Source organism: Helicobacter acinonychis (assembly GCF_900461455.1).
Classification (GTDB): Bacteria; Campylobacterota; Campylobacteria; order Campylobacterales; family Helicobacteraceae; genus Helicobacter; species Helicobacter acinonychis.
The window spans coordinates 1380817-1400712 of the sequence record NZ_UGIA01000001.1 but is presented as its reverse complement, the minus strand read 5'-3'; the positions used below and the strand labels follow the sequence as shown (position 1 = coordinate 1400712).

Annotated in this window: 18 protein-coding genes and 2 pseudogenes; all 20 read right to left on the bottom strand. The window is 39.2% G+C overall.

The window, feature by feature from the left end; all coding sequences use genetic code 11:
• Window position 1: 1 nt before the first annotated feature.
• On the bottom strand, window positions 2–886 hold the full coding sequence (locus DYI00_RS06900; RefSeq protein WP_041600244.1) for a YihY family inner membrane protein: 885 nt from the start codon (window positions 884–886) through the stop codon (window positions 2–4).
• The gene (locus DYI00_RS06895) at window positions 886–1734 is read right to left on the bottom strand and encodes a biotin synthase (RefSeq protein WP_011578508.1); all 849 of its coding nucleotides are present in this window, start codon (window positions 1732–1734) and stop codon (window positions 886–888) included. Before DYI00_RS06895 ends, DYI00_RS06900 begins: the two co-directional genes overlap by 1 nt.
• A gap of 126 nt (window positions 1735–1860) precedes the next feature.
• Window positions 1861–3018, bottom strand: a pseudogene (locus DYI00_RS08595) (restriction endonuclease subunit S).
• Between the two features lie 58 nt (window positions 3019–3076).
• A pseudogene (locus DYI00_RS06880) lies at window positions 3077–5116 on the bottom strand (HsdM family class I SAM-dependent methyltransferase).
• Between the two features lie 32 nt (window positions 5117–5148).
• Complete coding sequence (locus DYI00_RS06875; RefSeq protein WP_011578511.1) at window positions 5149–5724, bottom strand: ComF family protein; 576 nt, start codon at window positions 5722–5724, stop codon at window positions 5149–5151.
• Window positions 5712–6287 carry a dTMP kinase gene (gene tmk / locus DYI00_RS06870; protein ID WP_011578512.1) on the bottom strand — a complete coding sequence of 192 codons (576 nt, stop codon included), beginning with the start codon at window positions 6285–6287 and terminating at the stop codon, window positions 5712–5714. Before tmk ends, DYI00_RS06875 begins: the two co-directional genes overlap by 13 nt.
• Window position 6288: 1 nt before the next feature.
• Window positions 6289–6762: a pantetheine-phosphate adenylyltransferase gene (coaD, locus tag DYI00_RS06865; protein WP_011578513.1), complete on the bottom strand. Its 474-nt coding sequence runs from the start codon at window positions 6760–6762 to the stop codon at window positions 6289–6291.
• Entirely contained in the window at window positions 6762–7325 is a 564-nt protein-coding gene (locus tag DYI00_RS06860) for a UbiX family flavin prenyltransferase (protein ID WP_011578514.1), read from the bottom strand. Before DYI00_RS06860 ends, coaD begins: the two co-directional genes overlap by 1 nt.
• Before the next feature lie 9 nt (window positions 7326–7334).
• Window positions 7335–7991 (bottom strand): flagellar basal body P-ring formation chaperone FlgA, encoded by a 657-nt coding sequence (gene flgA / locus DYI00_RS06855; protein WP_104709263.1) that lies wholly within the window; start codon window positions 7989–7991, stop codon window positions 7335–7337.
• On the bottom strand, window positions 7988–10033 hold the full coding sequence (uvrD, locus tag DYI00_RS06850; protein ID WP_172460806.1) for a DNA helicase UvrD: 2046 nt from the start codon (window positions 10031–10033) through the stop codon (window positions 7988–7990). The genes flgA and uvrD overlap by 4 nt, the downstream gene beginning before the upstream one ends.
• Window positions 10033–12576: a tetratricopeptide repeat protein gene (locus DYI00_RS06845; protein ID WP_104709262.1), complete on the bottom strand. Its 2544-nt coding sequence runs from the start codon at window positions 12574–12576 to the stop codon at window positions 10033–10035. Before DYI00_RS06845 ends, uvrD begins: the two co-directional genes overlap by 1 nt.
• A gap of 9 nt (window positions 12577–12585) precedes the next feature.
• Window positions 12586–13833 carry a serine--tRNA ligase gene (serS, locus tag DYI00_RS06840; RefSeq protein WP_011578518.1) on the bottom strand — a complete coding sequence of 416 codons (1248 nt, stop codon included), beginning with the start codon at window positions 13831–13833 and terminating at the stop codon, window positions 12586–12588.
• The gene (locus DYI00_RS06835) at window positions 13826–14626 is read right to left on the bottom strand and encodes a carbon-nitrogen hydrolase family protein (RefSeq protein ID WP_011578519.1); all 801 of its coding nucleotides are present in this window, start codon (window positions 14624–14626) and stop codon (window positions 13826–13828) included. Before DYI00_RS06835 ends, serS begins: the two co-directional genes overlap by 8 nt.
• A 3-nt stretch (window positions 14627–14629) precedes the next feature.
• Window positions 14630–14881, bottom strand: coding sequence for an exodeoxyribonuclease VII small subunit (locus DYI00_RS06830; RefSeq protein ID WP_011578520.1), 252 nt, complete (start codon window positions 14879–14881; stop codon window positions 14630–14632).
• 11 nt (window positions 14882–14892) lie between these two features.
• The gene (gene ubiE, locus DYI00_RS06825) at window positions 14893–15633 is read right to left on the bottom strand and encodes a bifunctional demethylmenaquinone methyltransferase/2-methoxy-6-polyprenyl-1,4-benzoquinol methylase UbiE (RefSeq protein WP_011578521.1); all 741 of its coding nucleotides are present in this window, start codon (window positions 15631–15633) and stop codon (window positions 14893–14895) included.
• A gap of 9 nt (window positions 15634–15642) precedes the next feature.
• Window positions 15643–16089: a protoporphyrinogen oxidase HemJ gene (gene hemJ, locus DYI00_RS06820; RefSeq protein ID WP_081430819.1), complete on the bottom strand. Its 447-nt coding sequence runs from the start codon at window positions 16087–16089 to the stop codon at window positions 15643–15645.
• Window positions 16090–16100: 11 nt separating this feature from the next.
• Window positions 16101–16673 (bottom strand): YigZ family protein, encoded by a 573-nt coding sequence (locus DYI00_RS06815; RefSeq protein ID WP_011578523.1) that lies wholly within the window; start codon window positions 16671–16673, stop codon window positions 16101–16103.
• Entirely contained in the window at window positions 16660–17790 is a 1131-nt protein-coding gene (locus DYI00_RS06810; protein ID WP_011578524.1) for an ABC transporter permease, read from the bottom strand. The genes DYI00_RS06815 and DYI00_RS06810 overlap by 14 nt, the downstream gene beginning before the upstream one ends.
• Window positions 17787–18884, bottom strand: coding sequence for an ABC transporter permease (locus DYI00_RS06805; protein WP_104687749.1), 1098 nt, complete (start codon window positions 18882–18884; stop codon window positions 17787–17789). Before DYI00_RS06805 ends, DYI00_RS06810 begins: the two co-directional genes overlap by 4 nt.
• A 10-nt stretch (window positions 18885–18894) precedes the next feature.
• The gene (locus tag DYI00_RS06800; protein WP_041600301.1) at window positions 18895–19884 is read right to left on the bottom strand and encodes an HlyD family secretion protein; all 990 of its coding nucleotides are present in this window, start codon (window positions 19882–19884) and stop codon (window positions 18895–18897) included.
• Window positions 19885–19896 lie beyond the last annotated feature (12 nt).

Genomic DNA, 19896 nt, shown 5'->3' with positions numbered 1-19896 from the left:
TTCATATCAAGCTTCTTTTTTTAAAAAAGCCTAAAAATTTCTTAAACGCTTCTTTAGGATCGCATGCGTCGCACACCTTGCACCCATGCATGCCAATCAAAATCACAAGCCAGCTCACATACACCCAGCTCATCAAAAACCATAAAATAGAAACGCTCCCATAAAGCTCATGGTAAGTGCGGTTATACAACACATAATAAGTGAAAGCCCATTTCAGCACATGCCAAGAAACGCTCGTGAAAAACACCCACAAAAACACCCAAAAATAATGCTTAAACACCTTATTAGTGGGAATGGTAAAAAGGATTAAAAAAAACGCATAAGTGCCCATCCATCTTAAAACATGCAACAAACTTGAATTTTTATCTTCAAAAAACACTCGGATCTTAATGTCAAAAAACACCACCAAAGGCAAAGCGAATAAAAACACTAAAGTCGTGCCAAACCCCCAAAACAAAAAGATTTCTTTACCTCTGCAACGCGCATAATCCCTAGGCTTTGCATCAAAAATCTTGGATGCAATGGATCGGTAATTTTCACAAAACAACACCAACGCCACCACAATAGACACCGCTTCAAGAGTGCCTAATGCCGTATTGGTTTTTTTAAAGTTTTCCAAAAAATCCTTGATCGCACCAATGAGTTTGGGGGCGTTAGGGAAAATCAAGGCTTCCACTTCACCGCTGTGCGCTTGCATGTAATCAGACACAAAAAGACTGAACACAAACAACAAAATGGGCGATAAGGACAAAATCGTGTAAAAACTCAAGCTTGAAGCGTAGTAAAACAACTCGCTTAACCCCCAAAAGGCGTTTTTCAAGCGCTGGGGGAAAATCATTTTAAGAAGGCACAAAAACCCTCTGATGCTTTTAAAAAGTTCTCTCATTAATGACAGCTTGCCGCCATTTTCAAGCCATAAGAGAGCAGTCTTTCTATATCTTTTTTAGGGGCTTTGCCTTTGGTGGTTAAATAGTCCCCTAACACCACTGCGTTGATGCCGTATTCAAAAAGCTTGGCTTCCTTTTTATCGTTATCTTTAAACACCACTTCACGCCCCCCAGCTGCCATAAGCCTAGCGTTAGGCAAAAATTCTTTGGCTAAAAGCACGCATTCTAGGGCTTCATCCGCGCTTAAAGTTTCTGCATCAATGGGTAAAACCGGGTTTTTAATGAAAAAGTTAATCGGCGTGGTGTGCGGGGAGAGTGAAGCTAACGCCCTAAGCATTTCAATCCTGTCTTCCCAGCTCTCATTAAGCCCAAAAATCCCCCCGCTGCACAGCCCCAAGCCCGCCCTTAAAGCGTTTTCGCATGTGATAAACCTTTCTTCCCATGTGTGCGTGGAGCAAATTTTAGGGAAGAAATTTTGCGAAGTCTCTAAATTATGGTTATAGCTATGAATGCCTGCGTCTCTTAAAAACTCTAGTTGGTCTAAATCCGCGCGCCCACAGCATGCGATTAAATGCAAGCCCAATTCTTCTTGATTGATGGCTTTGGCTAATTTAGCGATATATTCGCATTTTTCATCGTCTAATTCGCGCCCTGAAGTAACCAAGCAAAACCCTAAAGCCCCTAGCTCCCTTAACGCCCTAGCCTCTTGCAAAACCACTTTTTCATCTTTAAATTTATAGCGCTTGATCGCTCCTTGATGGTGCGAGCTTTGCGTGCAATAAGCGCAATCTTCTTTGCAATCCCCACTGCGCACGTTGGAAATGGAGCATAAAAAAATCTCTTGCATAACAGTCCTTTGTTGTGTTAAAAAAGTTGGTTTTTTAGGCTGATTATAGCAAAGAAAAAGAAGCTCTTTTGATTTTAAAAGCGTTTAAAAGAGAAAATGCGGCGTTTTAAGCCCTTTGTTTTGGTTTCAAAACAACGAGTCTTTTTGAACGGGTGTTTCTTGGTTGATGATGGCTTTTGCGGCTTCTTTTTGAGCGCCGCTGTATGCAACCACGCCTTGAACGGTTTGTTTCGTTAGGGCGTTGATGAGGGTATGCATGAAATGGAAATCAATACTATCGAGGGTTTTAGTGTTAGCGGTGGGTTTTAGGGGTAGTGAAAATTTAAACTCTGCAATACTTTCTGTTGTAGAGCCTAGCCCCCAAGTCAAGGGTTTTAAAATAAATTGTAAAATCGCGCTTATAAAATGTAAAATTTTAGGGCTTTTGAAAGCAAATTTTGGTTTTAAAACTTTAACCTTATTGCCTGTAAAATAAGGTTGTTTTTGATAAAACACCGTGAAAGTATCTTGTGCGAATGAAAGGGTATTTTTGTCATTGGTAAATATAGGGTCATCCATAATAAAGCCTTTTATACCATTGTTGGTTGCAGCGCGCACGACATAAGGATAGCTGTTTTCTATTTGCGTGTCATGAATTTTTATCGTGTTAGCATGATAAATTTTCTTACTTGACAACACTTCAAACAAATCCCCCAGTTTGAAGCTTTGCCATTTCAAGGCGTTTTCGTGAAAGGCTTTAAGGGCGTTTTGTTATTCGCCAGAAAGGGTGGTGTTTTTTAGCCCTGTGGCTTTTAAGTAAGCCTCAAGTTCGGCGAGCCGACACTGCTCAAGTTCGGCGAGCCGACACTGCTCAAGTTCGGCTATAAAATTTTCCATGAAGTTGAAATCAATACTATCGAGGGTTTTAGTGTTAGCGGTGGGTTTTAGGGGTAGAATGACTTTATCATTTTTAATTTTTGCCCATGAACACATGTTTTCATAGCCGAATTTTTTAGGGTAACCAAAAAATAGCGTGGATAAAAACAAACCGATTTTATGGCTAATCTCAAATTTAGGTTTGAGAGAAAATACCCTAGCGTGTGTTACCATTTTGTAAGGAAAACTGCGATAAAACGCACAACCAAACATGTCTATAGTAATGGTATGGCTTTCAAAAACTTTTGCTTTTATATCGCTTTGCCCCAAAACGCCATTATTGCTAAGCCCTGCGGTAATGACAAATTCGCCCCTATGATTAATGTGGCGTTTTTGGATGTCAAAATCGCCATTACTCGCTTCAAACAAATCCCCTAATCTGAACTCGCCCCACTTAACAGCGTTGAGTTGGCTGCTAAGGGGCCTGTCACTTTGGGGGCGTTTGGTTTTTTAAAATCAAGCCCACTTCATAAGAAAGGTAATCGGCTATCGTTCTTTTAAAATCCTCTAGCGCGGGTTTGGTCTCATTCTTTTGGTGGGCTTCAAAATTAAAGTCTTTAGCATGCTTGTTTTCGTGCGGCTTAGCGATAAAATCTTCAATATAGATCGTTTCTAAATCGCCCCATAGTTCTTTAGAGACTTTAGCGTTTAAGCCGGCTTTATAAATTTTAATGATTTCTTCGTAGCGTTTAGTGGGGTTAGAGATTTCATTCAAGCCTCTTTTGGTGCGTTTGAAGCCATCGTTTCTAAAGTCTATGAATTTAACGGGCTTTTCATAATCATGCGGTTCATGGGCTTTAAAAATATAGACGCTTGTTTGCACCCCAGCTTGCGGCATGAATAAATCGGTGGGCATTTTAATGCTCGCTAAAAGCGTGTGTTTTTTTAAAATTTCCACATTGGATTTTAACGCTTGCCCACTCCCTGCACTATCTTGGATGATAATCGCCCCTAAACCGCCTTTTTGCATATGCTCTAATCCGAATTTAATAAAGGGCATGCCGTTTTCTTCATGGCTGAAAGGAGGGTTTAATAAAAGGATATTGGGTTTAAAATCCTCATAAATCTTTTTCTTGGTTTCAAAAGTGTTGCCTTTGATGATCAAACTTGAGCCATCGCCTCTTAAAATCATGTTAGTGGTGGCTAGAGAAAACATTTCAGCGTTAAGCTCTACGCCTAAAAGTTGCGTGGTTTTCATGGCTTTTATTTTTTCGTTCGCTTTAGTGGTGTTTTTGCCATAGGTTTTTTCAATGTCTTCAATCATTAGCACCATAGAAGAAATTAAAAAGCCCGCACTCCCTGCGGCCAAGTCCATCACAAAAGACTTTGCATTAACCCCTAGAAGTTCGCTCATCATTTTAGTGACATAAGGTGGGGTTAACACAATGCCCAATTCTTTACCATCCCCTAAAGCGTATTTTAAAAATTCGCTATACAGTTCGCCCATGATGTCTAAATGGCCGGTATTGTCGCTTTCATTAATGGGCTTATGGACAAATTCATAAAGAAAGGTAAAAATTTGCTTAGTGATGCTTGCATCTTTTTCTAAATGCATGCTGATGGCTTTATCAAGGCTCGCTATTTTATCGCGCTGCGGGTCTTTACTGATTTCTTTAAAACTGGCAAGCATTAAGTCTCGTTTTTCTTCGTTCAAGTTTTTGGTTTTCAAGAATTCGCTGATTTGGTTAAACACTAAAACGCCATCACGGCTAGTGTCGGTCACTTCGCCTTTTAAATCGCTTGGTTTTAAGCCCTCTTTTTTGCCCTTAATTTCTTGCATGGATAAAAGCATGCCGCTCACGTATAGCACGCGCTGAGGCGCGGTGATGTTGTGGTTATGCATAAGGCGGTTGAGTTTTTTAGCGGTTTCGTTTAGATCGGCTTTAGTTTTGATTAAGATTAAATGTTTTTCTTATTCAGTGAGCGTGCATTCTTTATAAAAAGCGTTAAACGATTCTTGATTTTCTAAAAAATGCAAGTTTTTAGTATGGGTGAGTTTGTGCGAATTAATTCCGCTTGCAAAAACATAATACACTTCTATAAAAAGGTTTTCTTCATCATCGCCAGCGATGCCTATAGCGATACATTCTTTATATTTTTCTTTGTCTCTTAAGATGTTTTGAGCGTAGTGCAAAGCCCCATTCACGGCGAATTTTGAAATGGAATTATCATCGTTTTGCAGCGTGTCGTTTTTGAGCTTTTTTAAATGTTTAGCGTAGAGCTTGTTTTCTATGATTATAGGGATAACACTCCCTTTATTTTTAGGGTGCGTGTATTTTTCTAAGCTAAAATCCGGTCTTCCAAAAGAATCTTTGTTTTTGGTTTTACTCGCATTCAAAAGGGCGTTTTTAAGGCTATCGCTCATTTTCCCTTCAACGTTAAAATCCTTATTTTTTATCAACCCTAAATTTGTCAATTCTTTTTTAACATAGTCATTAACATCATCTTCTAGCTTAAAAGCTGGCATGTTTTCATCCTTTTAGAAAATAGAATTATAACTCATTCATCCGCGCTGCAAAGCGCGATCGCAAAATGCGCTTTAATATTGAGAGTTTTAAGATATTTTAAGGCTTCTTTTAGGGTGGTGCCGGTGGTGATAATATCATCCAACAAGAAATAATCTAAAAATCCATCGCCTTTGAAAGTGAAATTCCTAGGGTTATTGGCGCGAAATTCTAGGCTTTTCCCGGCATACGAAACAGAATTAGTCGCCCTTAAATTCCCGTAAGCGGGCTTTAAATTGCCTTGACAAAAGCCTTTTAAAAGCGCGGCGGAATGCGAGTAAAAGGATTTGATCTTATCATCAATAGCGATGCCATAAAGGGGGGCGTTCAAGCCTTTTTCTTGTAAGATTTTCACAAACTTTGCGCCCACTTTTTGAGAAAGCAAGGGCAAAACGCGAGAGCCAATCAGCGCGTATTTGCTTTTAATCAATTCTTCTATTTCGCTATAAGCGTAAAAACTATACACGCTCACGCCCTCTAAAACCCTTACTTTTAAGCTTAAGGGCAAATCGTTCAAGCAATTCTGGCAAAGGGGCTTGAAAGAGAGCCTTAAACAAGTTAAACAACGCATTGGATAAAGGCGCTGATTCGCTCATGCAAATTTTTGGCGTTTTCTTTAGCGTTTAATTCCAAAACCTCGCACCCAAATTGTTCTTTTAAAGCATAAGCATGCGTTTTGAACTTTTGCTGGATATGGAGTAATTTTTCTACGCCTTGGTTTTCTATTTTGTCCAAGCTTTTAAGGCTTAAGCGCTCTTTTAAGCCCTCTTTGTCTATCCATAAAAGAATGATTTTTGCGGGTAAGATGCTTTGAGTGGCAAGCAGGTTTAATTCCAAGCTTGAAAATGCGCTATAAGCCATGCCAGAGATCAAACTCCTATCGCTAATGATGAGTTTTTTTTCTTTTAAAGCCGGTTTGATAACGCTTTCTATATGCTCAGCCCTATCGCTTAAGAATAAAAACGCTCTGGCTAACTCGCTGAGGTTTTCATGTAAAGCTATATGCCTTAAAGTTTCGCCTATTTTTGTCCCCCCTGGCTCTTTGGTAAAAAGGGCGTTTTGAAACGCGCTTTTTAACAATTCTATTTGAGTGCTTTTGCCCACGCCATCAATGCCTTCTAACACCACATACATTTTAAACCTTTGAAATAAAAGGGTAAATTTCTTTAGGCACTAAATGGCTCGCATCGCCCTTATGAGCGATAATGGATCGCACAATAGAAGAGCTAATAAACGCATTTTGTAAAGTGGGCATGAAATACAAGGTTTCTAATTCGTGGTTTAAGGATTTGTTCGCATAGCCCATTTGCAATTCGTATTCAAAATCGCTCACCACCCTTAAACCCCTGACTAACACCCTACAATGATACTCTTTAGCCAAGTTGGCTAATAGCCCTTCAAATGCGATGCATTCTACATTTTTAAAACTTTTAGTGGCAAGCTGTATCATTTCTAAGCGCTCTTTTAAACTAAACATAGGGTTTTTAGCGCTTGAGTGCGCCACAGCGACAATGAGTTTTTCAAACAATTCGCTAGAGCGATGGATGATGTCTATATGCCCATTAGTAACAGGATCAAAAGTGCCGGGGTAAATGCCTATTTTTTGCATCAGCCAACCCCCCATCGCGGGTATAAGTCATTGTCTATCCCTAAGCTATCAAACCACTTCCCCACTAAAAAATCTTGCATCGCTTCTAAAGTCTTGCTTTGGGTGTAATAAGCCATCATGGGCGGTGAAATGATCGCATTAGAGCGCGCGAGTTTGAGCAAATTTTCTAACATAATATCGCTTAAAGGCATTTCTCTAGGGGCAATGAGCAAGGGGCGCTTTTCTTTAAGCATGACAGAGGCACACCTGGAGATCAAATCCCCCCCAAAGCCATGCGCGATTTTAGCGACCATGTCCATGCTCGTTGGAATGATCGCCATTTTATGGATACCATAGCTCCCTGATGCAATGCTGGCATGGATATCTTGCTCGTTAAAAAAAATAGCGCTAGGCCGCAAGTCTTTCATGGCGTTTTTAAGGTTGATGTTGGTTTCTTCTAAAGCCACGATGTGCGCGTTTTTAGACGCCACGACAAACGCTTCAATTTCTTGGGGTAATTTTTCCAAAAACCGCAAGGCTAGGGGGATTCCACTCGCCCCGCTGATGCCTAAAACTAATTTCATGATGATCCTTTATAAGATTTGAACTTTAGAGCTGCTTAACACTTTTGCTTTTAAGATTTTATTGCTTTCTAAATTTTTCGCTTGAATGATTTGATTGAGCGAGCCATTTTCTAGGGCTTTTAGGCTTATTTCTATGCTGATACGCCCTTCTTCATACACTCCGGTGATGATGTCATTTTTACGCACAATGATTAAATCTTGGGTTTTGTCCGTGTTTAAAAGCGTATCAGCAGCGATGAAGACTTTCGCGCTCACTTTATCAATCGCGCTCTCTAATAAAGGGTTAGAAAGCGTGCCAAAAGCAATGCGCTCTTTTTTAGTGTTGTTAGCGGTGATGTTTTCATCTTTTTTAATCGTGTTGGTGCTTTTAAAAGCTTGCATGCTCCCTATCACGCTATAACGCACCGGTAGGCGTAAATTAGGCTCATTTTCCAATCTTAAAAACACGACCCCATCTTTTTTAAGCTTGTTGGAGGGGTTTAATTCATAGCTTATAATGAAAGAATTAGAAAAACGCTCTGGGATTTCTAAATGGATATTTTCAATTTCCAGTTTTAAGTCTTTGTATTTTTTAAGATAAATTGCTTTAATCTCTGTTTTAAGCGTATTAGTATCCATAGCCAATAGCGCGTTTAAAACCATGAAAAAAAGAATGAAAATTTTCAAAATCCGCTATCCACTTTTTCTACAAATTTTTCTGAAATTTTGTCATAGACATTCCCTCCGCAATTGATTTTAAAACACAAACCGCTCAAGCCTTTTTCTACGCCCAAAACCCTTCCGGTGCCAAAAATCTTATGCTTGATCAAATCCCCCACTTTAATGGGCGTGTTTTTTTTGTGATCTTGTTTAGGGGGTTTATTTTGTTGGAGCAACTGGGCTTCTTCTAAAAACGAAGAGGGTAAACAGGTGATTTTTTTCCCAAAATACGAACGCTCTTTGACATAAGAGAGTTGCAATTCTTCTTTAGCCCTAGTGATCGCCACGTAAGCCAAGCGCCTTTCTTCTTCCAAATCGCTTTCTTGATTAAACCCCCTATGCGGGAAAAACCCTTCTTCTAACCCAATCACAAACACATGCTTAAATTCCAAGCCCTTACTCATATGCACGCTCATGCAACTCACTTTATGCGCGTTTTCTGTGTTATGGACATCCAGCACGCTTTCATTTAAAAAGTCTAACAAAGAATGCGTGGGGTTAGTTTTAAAATGCTCTTTCACTAAGCTTAAAAGCTCTTTGACAAAGCCCTCTCTTTCTTCGTAATTGTCTTCTTTTTCATAGCTTTTTAACAGATTAGTCTCTTCTAAAAAACGCTCGCAAAACTTCTCTACAGAAAATTCAAAAGCCTCCCTTAATCGCCCTATCATGGCGGTGAATTTCTTTAAAGCGTATTCGTTTTTAGGGTTCAATTTGTCTTTAAACGCCCCAAGTTTTAGCGCTTCTTCTAAATTTGAGTCTCTCTCATCTAAAAGAGAAAAAATCAATTCTTGAGTGATCTTGCCAAGGCCTCTTGGGGGCTTGTTTAAAACGCGTTTGATAAAAAAACGATCGTCTTTTTGAGCCACTGCATGCATGAACGCCAAAGCGTCTTTAATCTCCGCTCTTTCATAGAAACTCACCGCTCCGATAAGCCTATAAGGGATATTCAAAGCGTTCAAGCTCTCTTCAATGTTGCGGCTAAGCCCGTTTAAGCGATACAAAATAGCGATATTTTCTAAATTTTCACCCTTATTTAAAAGGGCTTTGATTTGATAAGCCACATCCAGGCTCTCTTCTTTTTGCGTCAAATACTCTTTACAAATGACGCTTTTACGCGAGCCTTTAAAACTCTGGAGCGTTTTTTTGTGGCGGTTTTGGTTGTGGCTAATGAGCGCGTTAGCACACTTTAAAATTTCAGCGCTGGAGCGGTAGTTGGTCTCTAATTTCACCACTTTAGCCCCCTTAAAATGCTTGGAAAAATTTAAAATATTAGAAATATCCGCCCCCCTAAAACCATAAATGCTTTGATCATCATCGCCCACCACGCACAAATTATTATGCGTAAAACTCAATATTTTTAAAAACTCTAGCTGCAAGGCGTTTGTGTCTTGATACTCATCTACCATAATATAATGGTAGCGCTCACTAGTCTCTTTGGCGAGCTTTTCATTATCTTGTAAAATCTTAAGGCTTAAAAAAAGCAAATCGTCAAAATCCACTAAATTGTCTTTTTTTAAGGCATTTTGATAAAGATCATACGCTTTATAGCATTCTGTGTCTTGTGTATTTAAATCAATCATGCCGTTTTTGATTTGAGAAATATTGGCTCTAAAACCTGAAATTTTGAGCTGTTTGCAAAGCGTTTTAACCTCATCGCTATCTAGCACCGAAAAATCGCACGCCCTTTTTAAAAGGCTCATGTGTTGTCTTAAAAACAACAAACCAAAACGATGGAAAGTGCAAAGCAAGGGGGGGATAAACGCTTGGTTTTTCAATAATTTCAAAGCCCTTTCTTGCATTTCTTTACTCGCTTTATTGGTGAAAGTGAGCGTTAAAGTGTTCTCGCTAGGCACGCCACAAGCCCCAATCAAATACGCTAAACGGCTCGTTAAAGTCTTAGTCTTACCGCTCCCAGCTCCCGCTAAAATCAACAAAGGCCCTTGAATGTGGCATGCGGCGATTTTTTGCACTTCGTTTAAATTGTCTAAAATACTTTTTGCAAAATCCATTATTCTAAAAACTCGCCTTTTTTTTCTTGGTTCAAACGCTCTTTTAAAAGGTTGGTATCAATTTCAAAATCAAAATAAGGCGAAAAAAAATCAGAGGTTTTAATGGCTAGAAAATGGTTTAACGCTGATTTGAGATCCCCTTTTCTTTGATACAACAACCCTAAAGCGTAACGGATATTCTCATTATTAGGCTCATCTAATTTCCCAAGCTCTAGCCATAAAGCCGCGCTATCGTAATTATTTTGCGCGATATAAGCCAAACTAGCCAAAATTTTTAAACGCGCTTCATTATCTTTAAGACCATCAATGAGATTTTGATACAACGCGCTCGCTTTTTCATACTTGCCTTGAAACAAACTCACTAGCGCTAAATTGTCTAGCCAATCATTAGGGGCTTCGCTCTCTTCTAAACTGGCGATTTTTTGCTCTAGTAATTTTTCTTGTTTGTCTAAATCATTGACCATAAATCCCATGTAAGCGTAGAAATTACGCCCTAAAATTGGCCCTAGCATGGTTTGATCCCAGCTGATTTTATGCGAATCTAAAAGGGTGTAAATGCTTAAAGTGTGCCGAATGCTCGCATCATAATACGAGACAATTTCATAAAAGATATTAGAGATGAGATCGTTAGGGAGCATTTTTTTTAAATTCCCAAAAGATTGGACCATCAATTTTTTATCCTTGCTCTCTTTAGCGAAAACCGCTTCTAGCGCGTAATAAAAAGGGAGTTTTTTAGGGGCGTTTTTAAGCCAGTCCATATCCCAATTCGTGCGGTAATTCAAATAAGCGATGAGTGAAGATAATAAAGCTTTTTGCGTGGGGCTAGAAAAATCCTGACTGTAAAAACTCTCAGTAATTTCTCTTAAAAACTCCGTGGTGTCTTCATGGGTGAAATGCGAGGCTAAAATGGCAAAAATCGCGCTCAAATAATCCGCAGAATTCAAATGAAAAGCCCTTAAAAAATGGAAATAAGCCTTATAATAATCCTCTAATTGTGCATAAATCAAGCCCGCATTATAATGAAGAAGCGCGTTATTGGGGCTATTTTTTAAAGACAAATTGAAAAAACCAAGGGCTTTTTTCAGGCGTTTCTTTTCTAATTCTTTCAACCCTTTGAGCGCGTTTTTATCCGCTATCGCCATCAAACGCCCCCTTTTAAAAGCAAGGCTTGCCCCCTCTAAATCCTTTTGCGTGTCAGAATCCAAAAGAAACAGCCCCTCTTCAATCACGCCTAAGGTTTCTTTAGAGTCTAAAACCTTAAAAGGGGCGTAATAAAATAACAAACGGTAGATAAAATCCCTCTTGCCTTCAAAATATTGTGTGTTCCAAAAACGCTCTTTAGCTTTTTCTTTGTCTAAAAAAACAGGGTTGATGGTAGGTTTGATAGGGTAAAAAGAGTTGGCTAAGACGCTATCTTCTTTTGTGTGGCTGGCTAGTTTTAAGGCTTCGCTCGCTTTAAGGGTATCGCCCATTTTCAAGCCCACTAACTCCAAAGCCATTAAAGCGTTTAAATCTTTAGGGTAGTTGTGCAAATAATGTTGCAAATGCTGCAAAGCCTGCTTGTAATTGCCCAAACGAGCTTGTAAAAGCCCTAAAGAAAGCTCATCTTGAATATCTGCACTTTTTTGCAATTGTTTATAGGCGTTAGCTTCATCTTTAAACATCAAAAACAATTTAGAAGCTAAGCGAGCATTAGGTTTTAAAAAGGCGTTGGAATTAGGGTGCATTAAAGGCGATAGCGCTTCAAAATACTCTTCAGCGTAATAGGATTTGAGCGCGTAAGCGTAGGAATAAAAAGACTTTTTATAATCTTTATACAAAGTGTCTCTCGCAATTTTTAAATAATGATAATACAAATCCGCATCTTGTAAATAGTAAGCGCTCACTAACGCATCAATTGCGCTCACGCTCGCATTTTCTTTAGAGGCGATACTAGAATCAAACAAATCCAATGCCCCATTAAAATCCTTTTCTTTAAATTTAATCACCCCTAAATTGTGGCTCGCAATCCCTTGCGAAAAAGAAGCGATTTTATCAAACAAATGTAAGGCCTCATCTTTTTGCCCTTGCTCATACAAAATACTCGCTTTTTGTATCATCGCATCTACTTGATTTTCATCGCTTCTTTTGAGGGAGTCTTTACCGATTAAATCAGGTAAATCCAAATTCTCTATTTGCCCCTCGGCTTCTGTGGTGGTGTTGGTCTTATTAGGCGTTTCGCTAGCAGCGTTAGGGGTATTAGCTTGTAAAGAAGTTGGTTGGCTTTCTTTTTTATGCCCTATCAACAAGCTCAAAGCCGCAATGAGTGCAATGAGTAAAACTAACACTCCAAGCGTGATATAAAGCCTTTTTTTATTGTGTAAAAGTTGTTTGAAAAAGTTTTTAGAGTTTTTGATTTTATTAAGGGTTTGTTCTAAAGCCTGCTTGAAAGAAGGGATTTTAGAGTGAATGCCCTTTAAAGGGGTTTCTTTTTCAGCCTTGTTTTCGCTCCCTTTTTGCTCTAATTCTTCTAATTTTTGAGGATTTTGCTCTTCATTTAGCACAAACTAGCCTTAAAGGTATTTTTCTAACGCCTTAGGAATGTGGATGCTCCCATCCGCTTGCTGGTGGTTTTCCATTAAAGCGACCATCGTCCTTCCTACCGCTAAAGAAGAGCCATTTAGAGTGTGCACTAATTGGTTTTTTTGATTTTCCTTGAAGCGGATTTTAGCCCGCCTGGCTTGAAAATCTCTCGTGTTAGACACCGAGCTGATTTCTCTATAACAATTTTGCCCAGGCAACCACACTTCAATATCTATCGTATTACTTGCACTAAAACCCAAATCCCCACTGCATAATTGCACAAACCGATGAGGTAATTCCAAAGCCTTTAAGATCCCACTCGCGCTCTCTAGCATATACTCTTGCATGACATCGCTTTCTTTAGGGTGTGTGATAGCCACTAATTCCACCTTATCAAATTGGTGTTGTCTTATCATCCCCCTTGTGTCTTTTCCCGCACTCCCTGCTTCGCTCCTGAAACAAGGCGTGTGTGCGGTCATTTTAATCGGGAGTTTTTCAACGCTGATGATCGTGTCGTTGTATAAATTGGTGAGCGTTACTTCAGCGGTGGGGATCAAATACAAATTTTCATTTTCTATTTTAAAAACATCTTCTTTGAATTTGGGTAATTGCCCAGTCCCAAAAAGCATTTTTTCATTCACTAAAGCCGGCGTGTAGATGATTTCAAAGCCATTTTTTTCATTAAAATCTAACATTAAATGAATGAGCGCGCGATAAACTTTGGCCCCAAAACCCCTAATAACTGAAAAACGGCTTTTAGCGAGTTTCACGCCGCTTTCAAAATCAATCCAGCCATTTTTTTGAGCGAGTTCAAAATGCTCTTTAGGCGTGAAAGTGAAATCTCTTGGGGTTAAGATTTTTTTAATTTCTATATTATCTTCTTCGCTTGTGCCTAAAGGGGTTTTTTCATCCACTAGATTAGGGATTATTGAAAGCTTTAAATCAATTTTTTGCTCCAACTCGCTCACGCTTTTGGAAAGCTCATTCAACTTGATTTTATTGTTTTCTAGCTCTTTTTTGAGATCGCTTGCATCCACTTTTTGAGTCATTTTGATACCAAATTCTTTAGAAACCTTGTTTTGAAAGGCTTGCAAGCTTTCTAACTCAATGAGTTGTTTTTTATAATGCGTGATGATTTCGCGCAAACGCTCCAACCCATCATCTATCACGCTGTTACGCTTTTTTAAAGAATGAGCCACCTTATCAAAATCTTGTAATAAAAGTTTTCTATCAATCATTTAACCCTCTCGTTCTAAAATGCCATAATTTAGCCCATTCATCTATATCATTTTTATCAATTTGAACGCTCAAAGCCCCCATTTTACCCTCCAAAGAATTTTCAATAACGCCATTAGGTAAAGCCGCAAAACTATCCCCATAAAATTTCCACAAAAATTCGTTTTTTTGCCCTTCTTTTACAATGATTTGGCGATACGCTCCGATCCTATTGGCCCTTACCACCACACAAGAAGCGCAAAAAGCGCGCATCTGGCATAAAAAACGCCACCTTTCATTGGATTCAAACGATGCCACGCTGCTTAAAAGCACCACATCCACGCCCTGATTTTTAGCCTGAACCCATATTTCATCAAAATGCGCTTCAAAGCCAAACAAAGGGGCGAATTTCAAGCCACCTCTTTCAAAGACTAGCAATTCTTTAAAATTGCGCTTTTCATTGTCAAAAAAGCTCTCTTCATCCCAGTGAGGATAGGGGATGAGGCGTTGTTGCGTGTAATACTGAACGCTTTCTTTAGAAATGAGGGCGATTTTTTTATAGATTTTAGATTCTTCTTCTAAAAGCACCGGGGCTGAAATGATTAAGTCTAACTCTTGGCATTTTTGAGAGAGGAATTCAATCGCTCGCTTGGATTGATCGCTGATTTCATTCAAATCCAACTCCATGTTATGGTGGAAAAAGGGGTTGATCACATATTCAGGCAACACGATTACGCTTTGCTTTGGCACGGAGTTGAATAAGGATTGCATGAGAGCTTCTTTAAAAGACTCTAGCTGTAAGGCAAACACTTGCATGCCTTAAGCCTTTTTATCTGGCGTTTGGAGTTTTTCATACTCTAAATAAGCGTTTTCTAAAAGTTTTTGCGCTAAAAACAATTCTTGCATAGCCGTTTTATACAAATCCATCCCGTCTTTTAAAGACAAATTAGGGGCATTCAAGCACTCTATGGCTTGCTCTAAAGAATCAACATGCTCTTCAAAACTTTTTTTAGGAGCGTTTTTAACGCTTTTTTTGGGGGCTTTTTCAACCTCAAACAATTCATCTTGCATGGGGCATTCCTTTAGCTTTTTTTCACAAGCATGGTCGTTGAAATTTGAGCGATAGAATCTTCGGTTCTTAAAATCTCAAACCCTGCGTTTTTTAATTCACTTTTCAAACTCTCTAAACTCAAAAACCCTTCAATGGATTGCGGTAAATAAGAATAAGCACCATAATTTTTACTGATAGCCCCTCCCACTAAAGGCAAAACCTTATTCGTGTAAAACCATGAGATTTTATCTAACCATGTGGGGTTGTCTTTTTTTAAAAATTCTACAATCACTAAAACGCCCCTAGGCTTTAACACCCTAAAAAACTCTTTTAAAGCCTCTTGTCTTTCCACGATATTACGCAAGCCATACGCAATGGAGAGAATATCCACGCTGTTACTTTCAACGCCTTTTAAATCTTTGGCTTGAGCCTGGATAAAAGAAGTTTTGTTTCCAAGCTTCTCACATTTTTTAATGGCCAATTCTAGCATGTTGTTTGATGGGTCAATCCCCAAACATTCTTTAAACTCTATATTGCAATTTAGAGCGCTTTTTTGCCAAGCCAAAAGCATATCCCCTGTCCCGCATGCCACATCCACAAGCTTTAAAGCTTTCTTATTTTCTAAAAACAAAAACGCATGCTCGCAAGCCCTTTCACGCCATTTAACATCTAAACCAAAACTTATCAAGCGATTCGCTTGATCATAAGAGCTAGCTATATCATCAAACATGTTGATGATTTTTTCTTGCTTGAGATGCTTTTCTTTTTTCATGATCAGTCTTTAAAAGGGCTTGACAACCACTAAAATCACAATGAGTATCATTAAAATCGTGGGTATTTCATTAAACATACGATAAAACTTCCCGCTTTTTTGCGTGGGGTCTTTCTCTAAATCGCGCATGCATTTTTTGCAATAAAAATGATAGATTAAAAGCAACGCCACTAAGGACAATTTCGCATGCAACCACCCCCCACTTTTAAAGATTTCAGGGGCGATTAGTAGCATTAAAATCCCTGTAATGAGCGTGAAACCCATCGCCGGTGAAGCGATAAAGGAATAAAGCTTTTTTTCTTGGATTTTAACCACTTCCACAAACTCTTTTTTATGGGTGTTTTCTGCATGATAGACAAAAAGCCGTGGCAAATAAAATAACGCTGCCATCCACGAAATAACCGCTATCACATGAAAAGCCTTGATCCACATAAAGTATTCGTTCAAAAATTCCACTTGCATTCTCCCTAATTGGTGTTATTTTGTTTTAGAAACGCTTGCAAATTTTCCCTTGCACCGGTGATTTCCACTTCCACGCTTTGGCTTGAAAAATTCTTCTTGTTTAATTGTAAGCTAAATTTCTTAATTTCACGCTGAATGTGATCCAATTCTCTGTAAGAATAATGAGTGCTCCAACTCTCTAACTCCGCAAAATCCTTAAAAGCACTCTCTTTTTTGGCGTTTTCTATACACAATAATGCACTAGTGGCATAAGCTTTCATCAAGCCCCCCACCCCTAAAAGCGTGCCTCCAAAATAACGCACGCTGATTAAGCCTATATTGATTAAATCCTCTCGCCTTAAAACGCTAAGCATAGGCATGCCTGAACTCCCTTTAGGCTCGCCATCATCGCTAAAACCCTCCGTGATTTTTCCCTCTAAAGAATAGCGGAACGCCGTTACAAAATGCGCGGCTTTAAAATGCTCTTTTTTCAATGTTAAAAGGGTTTTTTCAAAATCATTAAAAGGCACAAGATACCCTAAAAAACGAGACGCTTTAGTCTGGTGCTTGGAAGCGATTAATGTTTTAAGCGTTTTCACAAGCTTTCTTTAACGAGCTGAGTTTGAACACACTCCCTATAAAACCCACCATAAAAATCACAATAAGCGCATAAAAATGGATGGACACATCCATAAATTCGGCATGCATTTGATTCAAGTGCCCTAACAAACTAATCCCATGGTAGGCTGGCACTGTTTGAACAAAAGCTTGCAAATAAGAGGGCAAGGATTCAAAAGGCCATACAAAACCCATCATAAAAATCAAGGGCAAAGAAGAAATCAAAATGATTTGAGTGGTGTGGGCTTCATTTTTAATCCATGCACCTAAAAACGACCCCAAACTCAAGGTTGCAAGCATGAAAATCAAGCTATTCAAAAACACCGCCAAAGCGCTCGCATGCCGTTCGATCCCATAGGCAGAAAACAGCGCCCCAAAATACCATAAAATAAAAACGCTAAACGCTCCCATAAAAATCAAGAGCCTTGCACACAGCCTTAAAGCGATTTGTTTCTTATCTAAAAAGGCTAATTCCAAACGATTAGAGCTAGCAAACATGCTACTTGCAATGAGCATCACCTGGTGCAAAATGAAAATAAACACGCTAGAGAGCGCATAATTCAAATAGCCTTCACTAGGGTTATACAAGGCGATGGGTCTGATTTTAATCCCATCTGTCCCCAACTCGGCTTCTTCTATTTGGGCGTTGCGTTTAAACCTGATTTCCTCATTTAAAGCGTTAATGCTCTCCACAATCGCATTCGCTAACGCGCCATAAATCAAAAAGTAATTGGAATTGGCGTAAAGATCGATTGTTACAGGCACTTGCTTGTGGATATTGGCTTCAAAATGCGAAGGGATGTGCAAGATCCCATAAATTTTTTCTTCTTTTAAAAGCTTTTTGGCTTCTAACATAGAGGGGCTAAAAAAAGCGATCTCTAATTCGTTGGAACTTTGCGCCATGAAGGCTAATCGCCTAGAAAGAAAGGAATTGTCTTCATCTACAAGGGCGATTTTTTGCTGCGTGACAACATCTCTTAAATAAGGCAAGGGGTATAATAAGCCATAGATTAAGGGAGCGCCTATAAGGATCAACAAAACGCCCTTATGAGAAACAATAGCCCTTAACTCCATCAAAAGGATTTTAAAAAAATTCATGCATTAACCCTGTCTTTTTTGAAAGAAAAATAAAAAACCAAAAGCCCTAAAGCCAAAAAGATTAAAAAAACAAAAAGCGGTATTAACGAACGCAAAGACTCTGCAAAATCCGTCTTATAATAAGCCTCTTGCAAAAAGAACTTCATAAAATGGCTAATGGGCAAGCAATGGCTCCAAAAACTCCCAAAAGTTTCCATGTTGTTTTGTGGGTAAGTCACCCCAGCAAACGCAAAGCTTGGAGCGGTATAGACCCCAATCGCACCGGCGGTTTCAATAACGCTTTTTGAAATGCCATAAACTAACACCACAAACCCACTCATAATGAGTGCCATTAAAACGACCGCCAAAAAGACTAATGACAAATGCGCATAATTCCCCTCCATGCCAATCAAATTAAAATAAAACGCCATGCCCATCCCCCAAAAGCTAAACACAAACACATTCGCTGCAATGCTTATGAAAAGCTCGCGCATGTTAGAAATTTTTTGAATGAAATTGAGCATGCCAATAGAAATAAGAATAAGCCACATGCAAGGCAGCATCACGCTTAAAAGGTATTGCGTGTAATTGTTTTCTTCATTGTATAGGGCATGCAATTCAAGCCGAATAGGCACCGCTTGGGCTTTAGCAGAAATCAAATTAGAATCTCGCACCAACGCTTTGGTGGCTAAAGTTTTAGCGTCTAAAGTCAAAGCGGTTTGCAAAAAGGCGTTTTTGAGCGTTTTCCCCACTAAAACATATTCCGCATTATAATAAAACGGCAAATCAACCTTTCGCCCCATTTTGATTTTTTTCTCTAAATCTTTAGGCAAGACTAACGCCCCATACACTTCGGCGGAGTTTAAAAGGCGTTTGGCTTCTAAAAGGCTAGTGACTTGGTATTTGATTTTAAGGGCGCTCGTAGCGCCTAATTCAAACGCCACTTGAACGCTTGTAGTGGTCTTATCCAAATCCACCACCACGATAGGAAGCTGTCTTGGGATTTCTTGCTCAAAGATTTGCTTGCCTAAAATCCCCAAACAAAAAGGTAATATAAAACACACGATAAACAAGAATTTATCTTGCAAAACCCATGCGCTTATCAATCTAAACAAGACAATCCTTTTAAGGTTTAATGGTGACTAACACGCTCATCCCTACCCTAAAATTTTCCAACTTTTCTAAGGGTATGGCCTCCACTTCATAGCTTTTCATGTCGTAAGTGTTAGAATTATTCGTCGCTTTCCAAGTCGCAAAATCCCCCATCACGCTCAAATATTTGACTTTGAATTTCGCGTTCTTTTTCAACGCCGGGATATAGCCTTCAAATTCCTTACCCACTTCAAAATCGCTCAAATACTTTTCAGGCACGCTGATTTTTAACCAACTATCCTTTAAATCTATCATGAGCACCACAGGAAAACCTTTAGGACTAAGCTCACCGCTACTTAAAAGCACATTGCTCACCTCCCCATCAATAGGGGCAGTCGCTTTAACATCTTTTAAATAGGATTCCACTTCATTCACCTGCCCTAACGCCGCGCTCTCTTTAGCTTTAGCAGCAATCTTACTTTCAGAGCTCGCACCCCCTAAAGCCATTTTATACTTTTGATAAGCTGCGCTCTCGTTGTATTTGGTGCTTTCATAAGCCGCATAGGCTTCATCGCGCTTTTGCAAACTCGCCACGCCATTATCATACAAATCTTGAACACGCTTATAAGTCTCTTTGGCTAGAGTCGCTTGAGATTTAGCCGCTTGCCAAATATCTCTTGCGGAATTAATCATTTCATCTCTAGAGCCTCTTTTGACTTCATCGCTAAGCGCTTTAGCGGCTTTGTGCCCAGCTTCGGCTTGAGCGAGCTTGGCTTCTAATTCAGGGCTAGAAATGCTAAAGGCTAGATCGCCTTTTTTGATTTGATCGCCTTTTTTAACAAACACCTTTTCAATGCGTCCAGAGACTTTGGAGCTCACGCTGTATTCTCTGGCTTCCAAAAACCCTTGCAACACTTCAGCCCTAGGGCGATAAGCCAAATAAAATAAAACGATAAGCCCCAACAATAAAACCCCACCCCCTATAAAAGCGGCTTTCTTTTGATCCAACTTGCTGTTTAACATGATTTTTCTTAA

What these genes read in the sequence shown, in the direction of transcription:
- DYI00_RS06900 (WP_041600244.1), bottom strand. Translation starts at nt 886, where the DNA reads ATGAGAGAACTTTTTAAAAGCATCAGAGGGTTTTTGTGCCTTCTTAAA.
- DYI00_RS06895 (WP_011578508.1), bottom strand. Translation starts at nt 1,734, where the DNA reads ATGCAAGAGATTTTTTTATGCTCCATTTCCAACGTGCGCAGTGGGGAT.
- DYI00_RS06875 (WP_011578511.1), bottom strand. Translation starts at nt 5,724, where the DNA reads ATGCGTTGTTTAACTTGTTTAAGGCTCTCTTTCAAGCCCCTTTGCCAG.
- tmk (WP_011578512.1), bottom strand. Translation starts at nt 6,287, where the DNA reads ATGTATGTGGTGTTAGAAGGCATTGATGGCGTGGGCAAAAGCACTCAA.
- coaD (WP_011578513.1), bottom strand. Translation starts at nt 6,762, where the DNA reads ATGCAAAAAATAGGCATTTACCCCGGCACTTTTGATCCTGTTACTAAT.
- DYI00_RS06860 (WP_011578514.1), bottom strand. Translation starts at nt 7,325, where the DNA reads ATGAAATTAGTTTTAGGCATCAGCGGGGCGAGTGGAATCCCCCTAGCC.
- uvrD (WP_172460806.1), bottom strand. Translation starts at nt 10,033, where the DNA reads ATGGATTTTGCAAAAAGTATTTTAGACAATTTAAACGAAGTGCAAAAA.
- serS (WP_011578518.1), bottom strand. Translation starts at nt 13,833, where the DNA reads ATGATTGATAGAAAACTTTTATTACAAGATTTTGATAAGGTGGCTCAT.
- DYI00_RS06835 (WP_011578519.1), bottom strand. Translation starts at nt 14,626, where the DNA reads ATGCAAGTGTTTGCCTTACAGCTAGAGTCTTTTAAAGAAGCTCTCATG.
- DYI00_RS06830 (WP_011578520.1), bottom strand. Translation starts at nt 14,881, where the DNA reads ATGCAAGATGAATTGTTTGAGGTTGAAAAAGCCCCCAAAAAAAGCGTT.
- ubiE (WP_011578521.1), bottom strand. Translation starts at nt 15,633, where the DNA reads ATGAAAAAAGAAAAGCATCTCAAGCAAGAAAAAATCATCAACATGTTT.
- DYI00_RS06810 (WP_011578524.1), bottom strand. Translation starts at nt 17,790, where the DNA reads ATGAATTTTTTTAAAATCCTTTTGATGGAGTTAAGGGCTATTGTTTCT.
- DYI00_RS06800 (WP_041600301.1), bottom strand. Translation starts at nt 19,884, where the DNA reads ATGTTAAACAGCAAGTTGGATCAAAAGAAAGCCGCTTTTATAGGGGGT.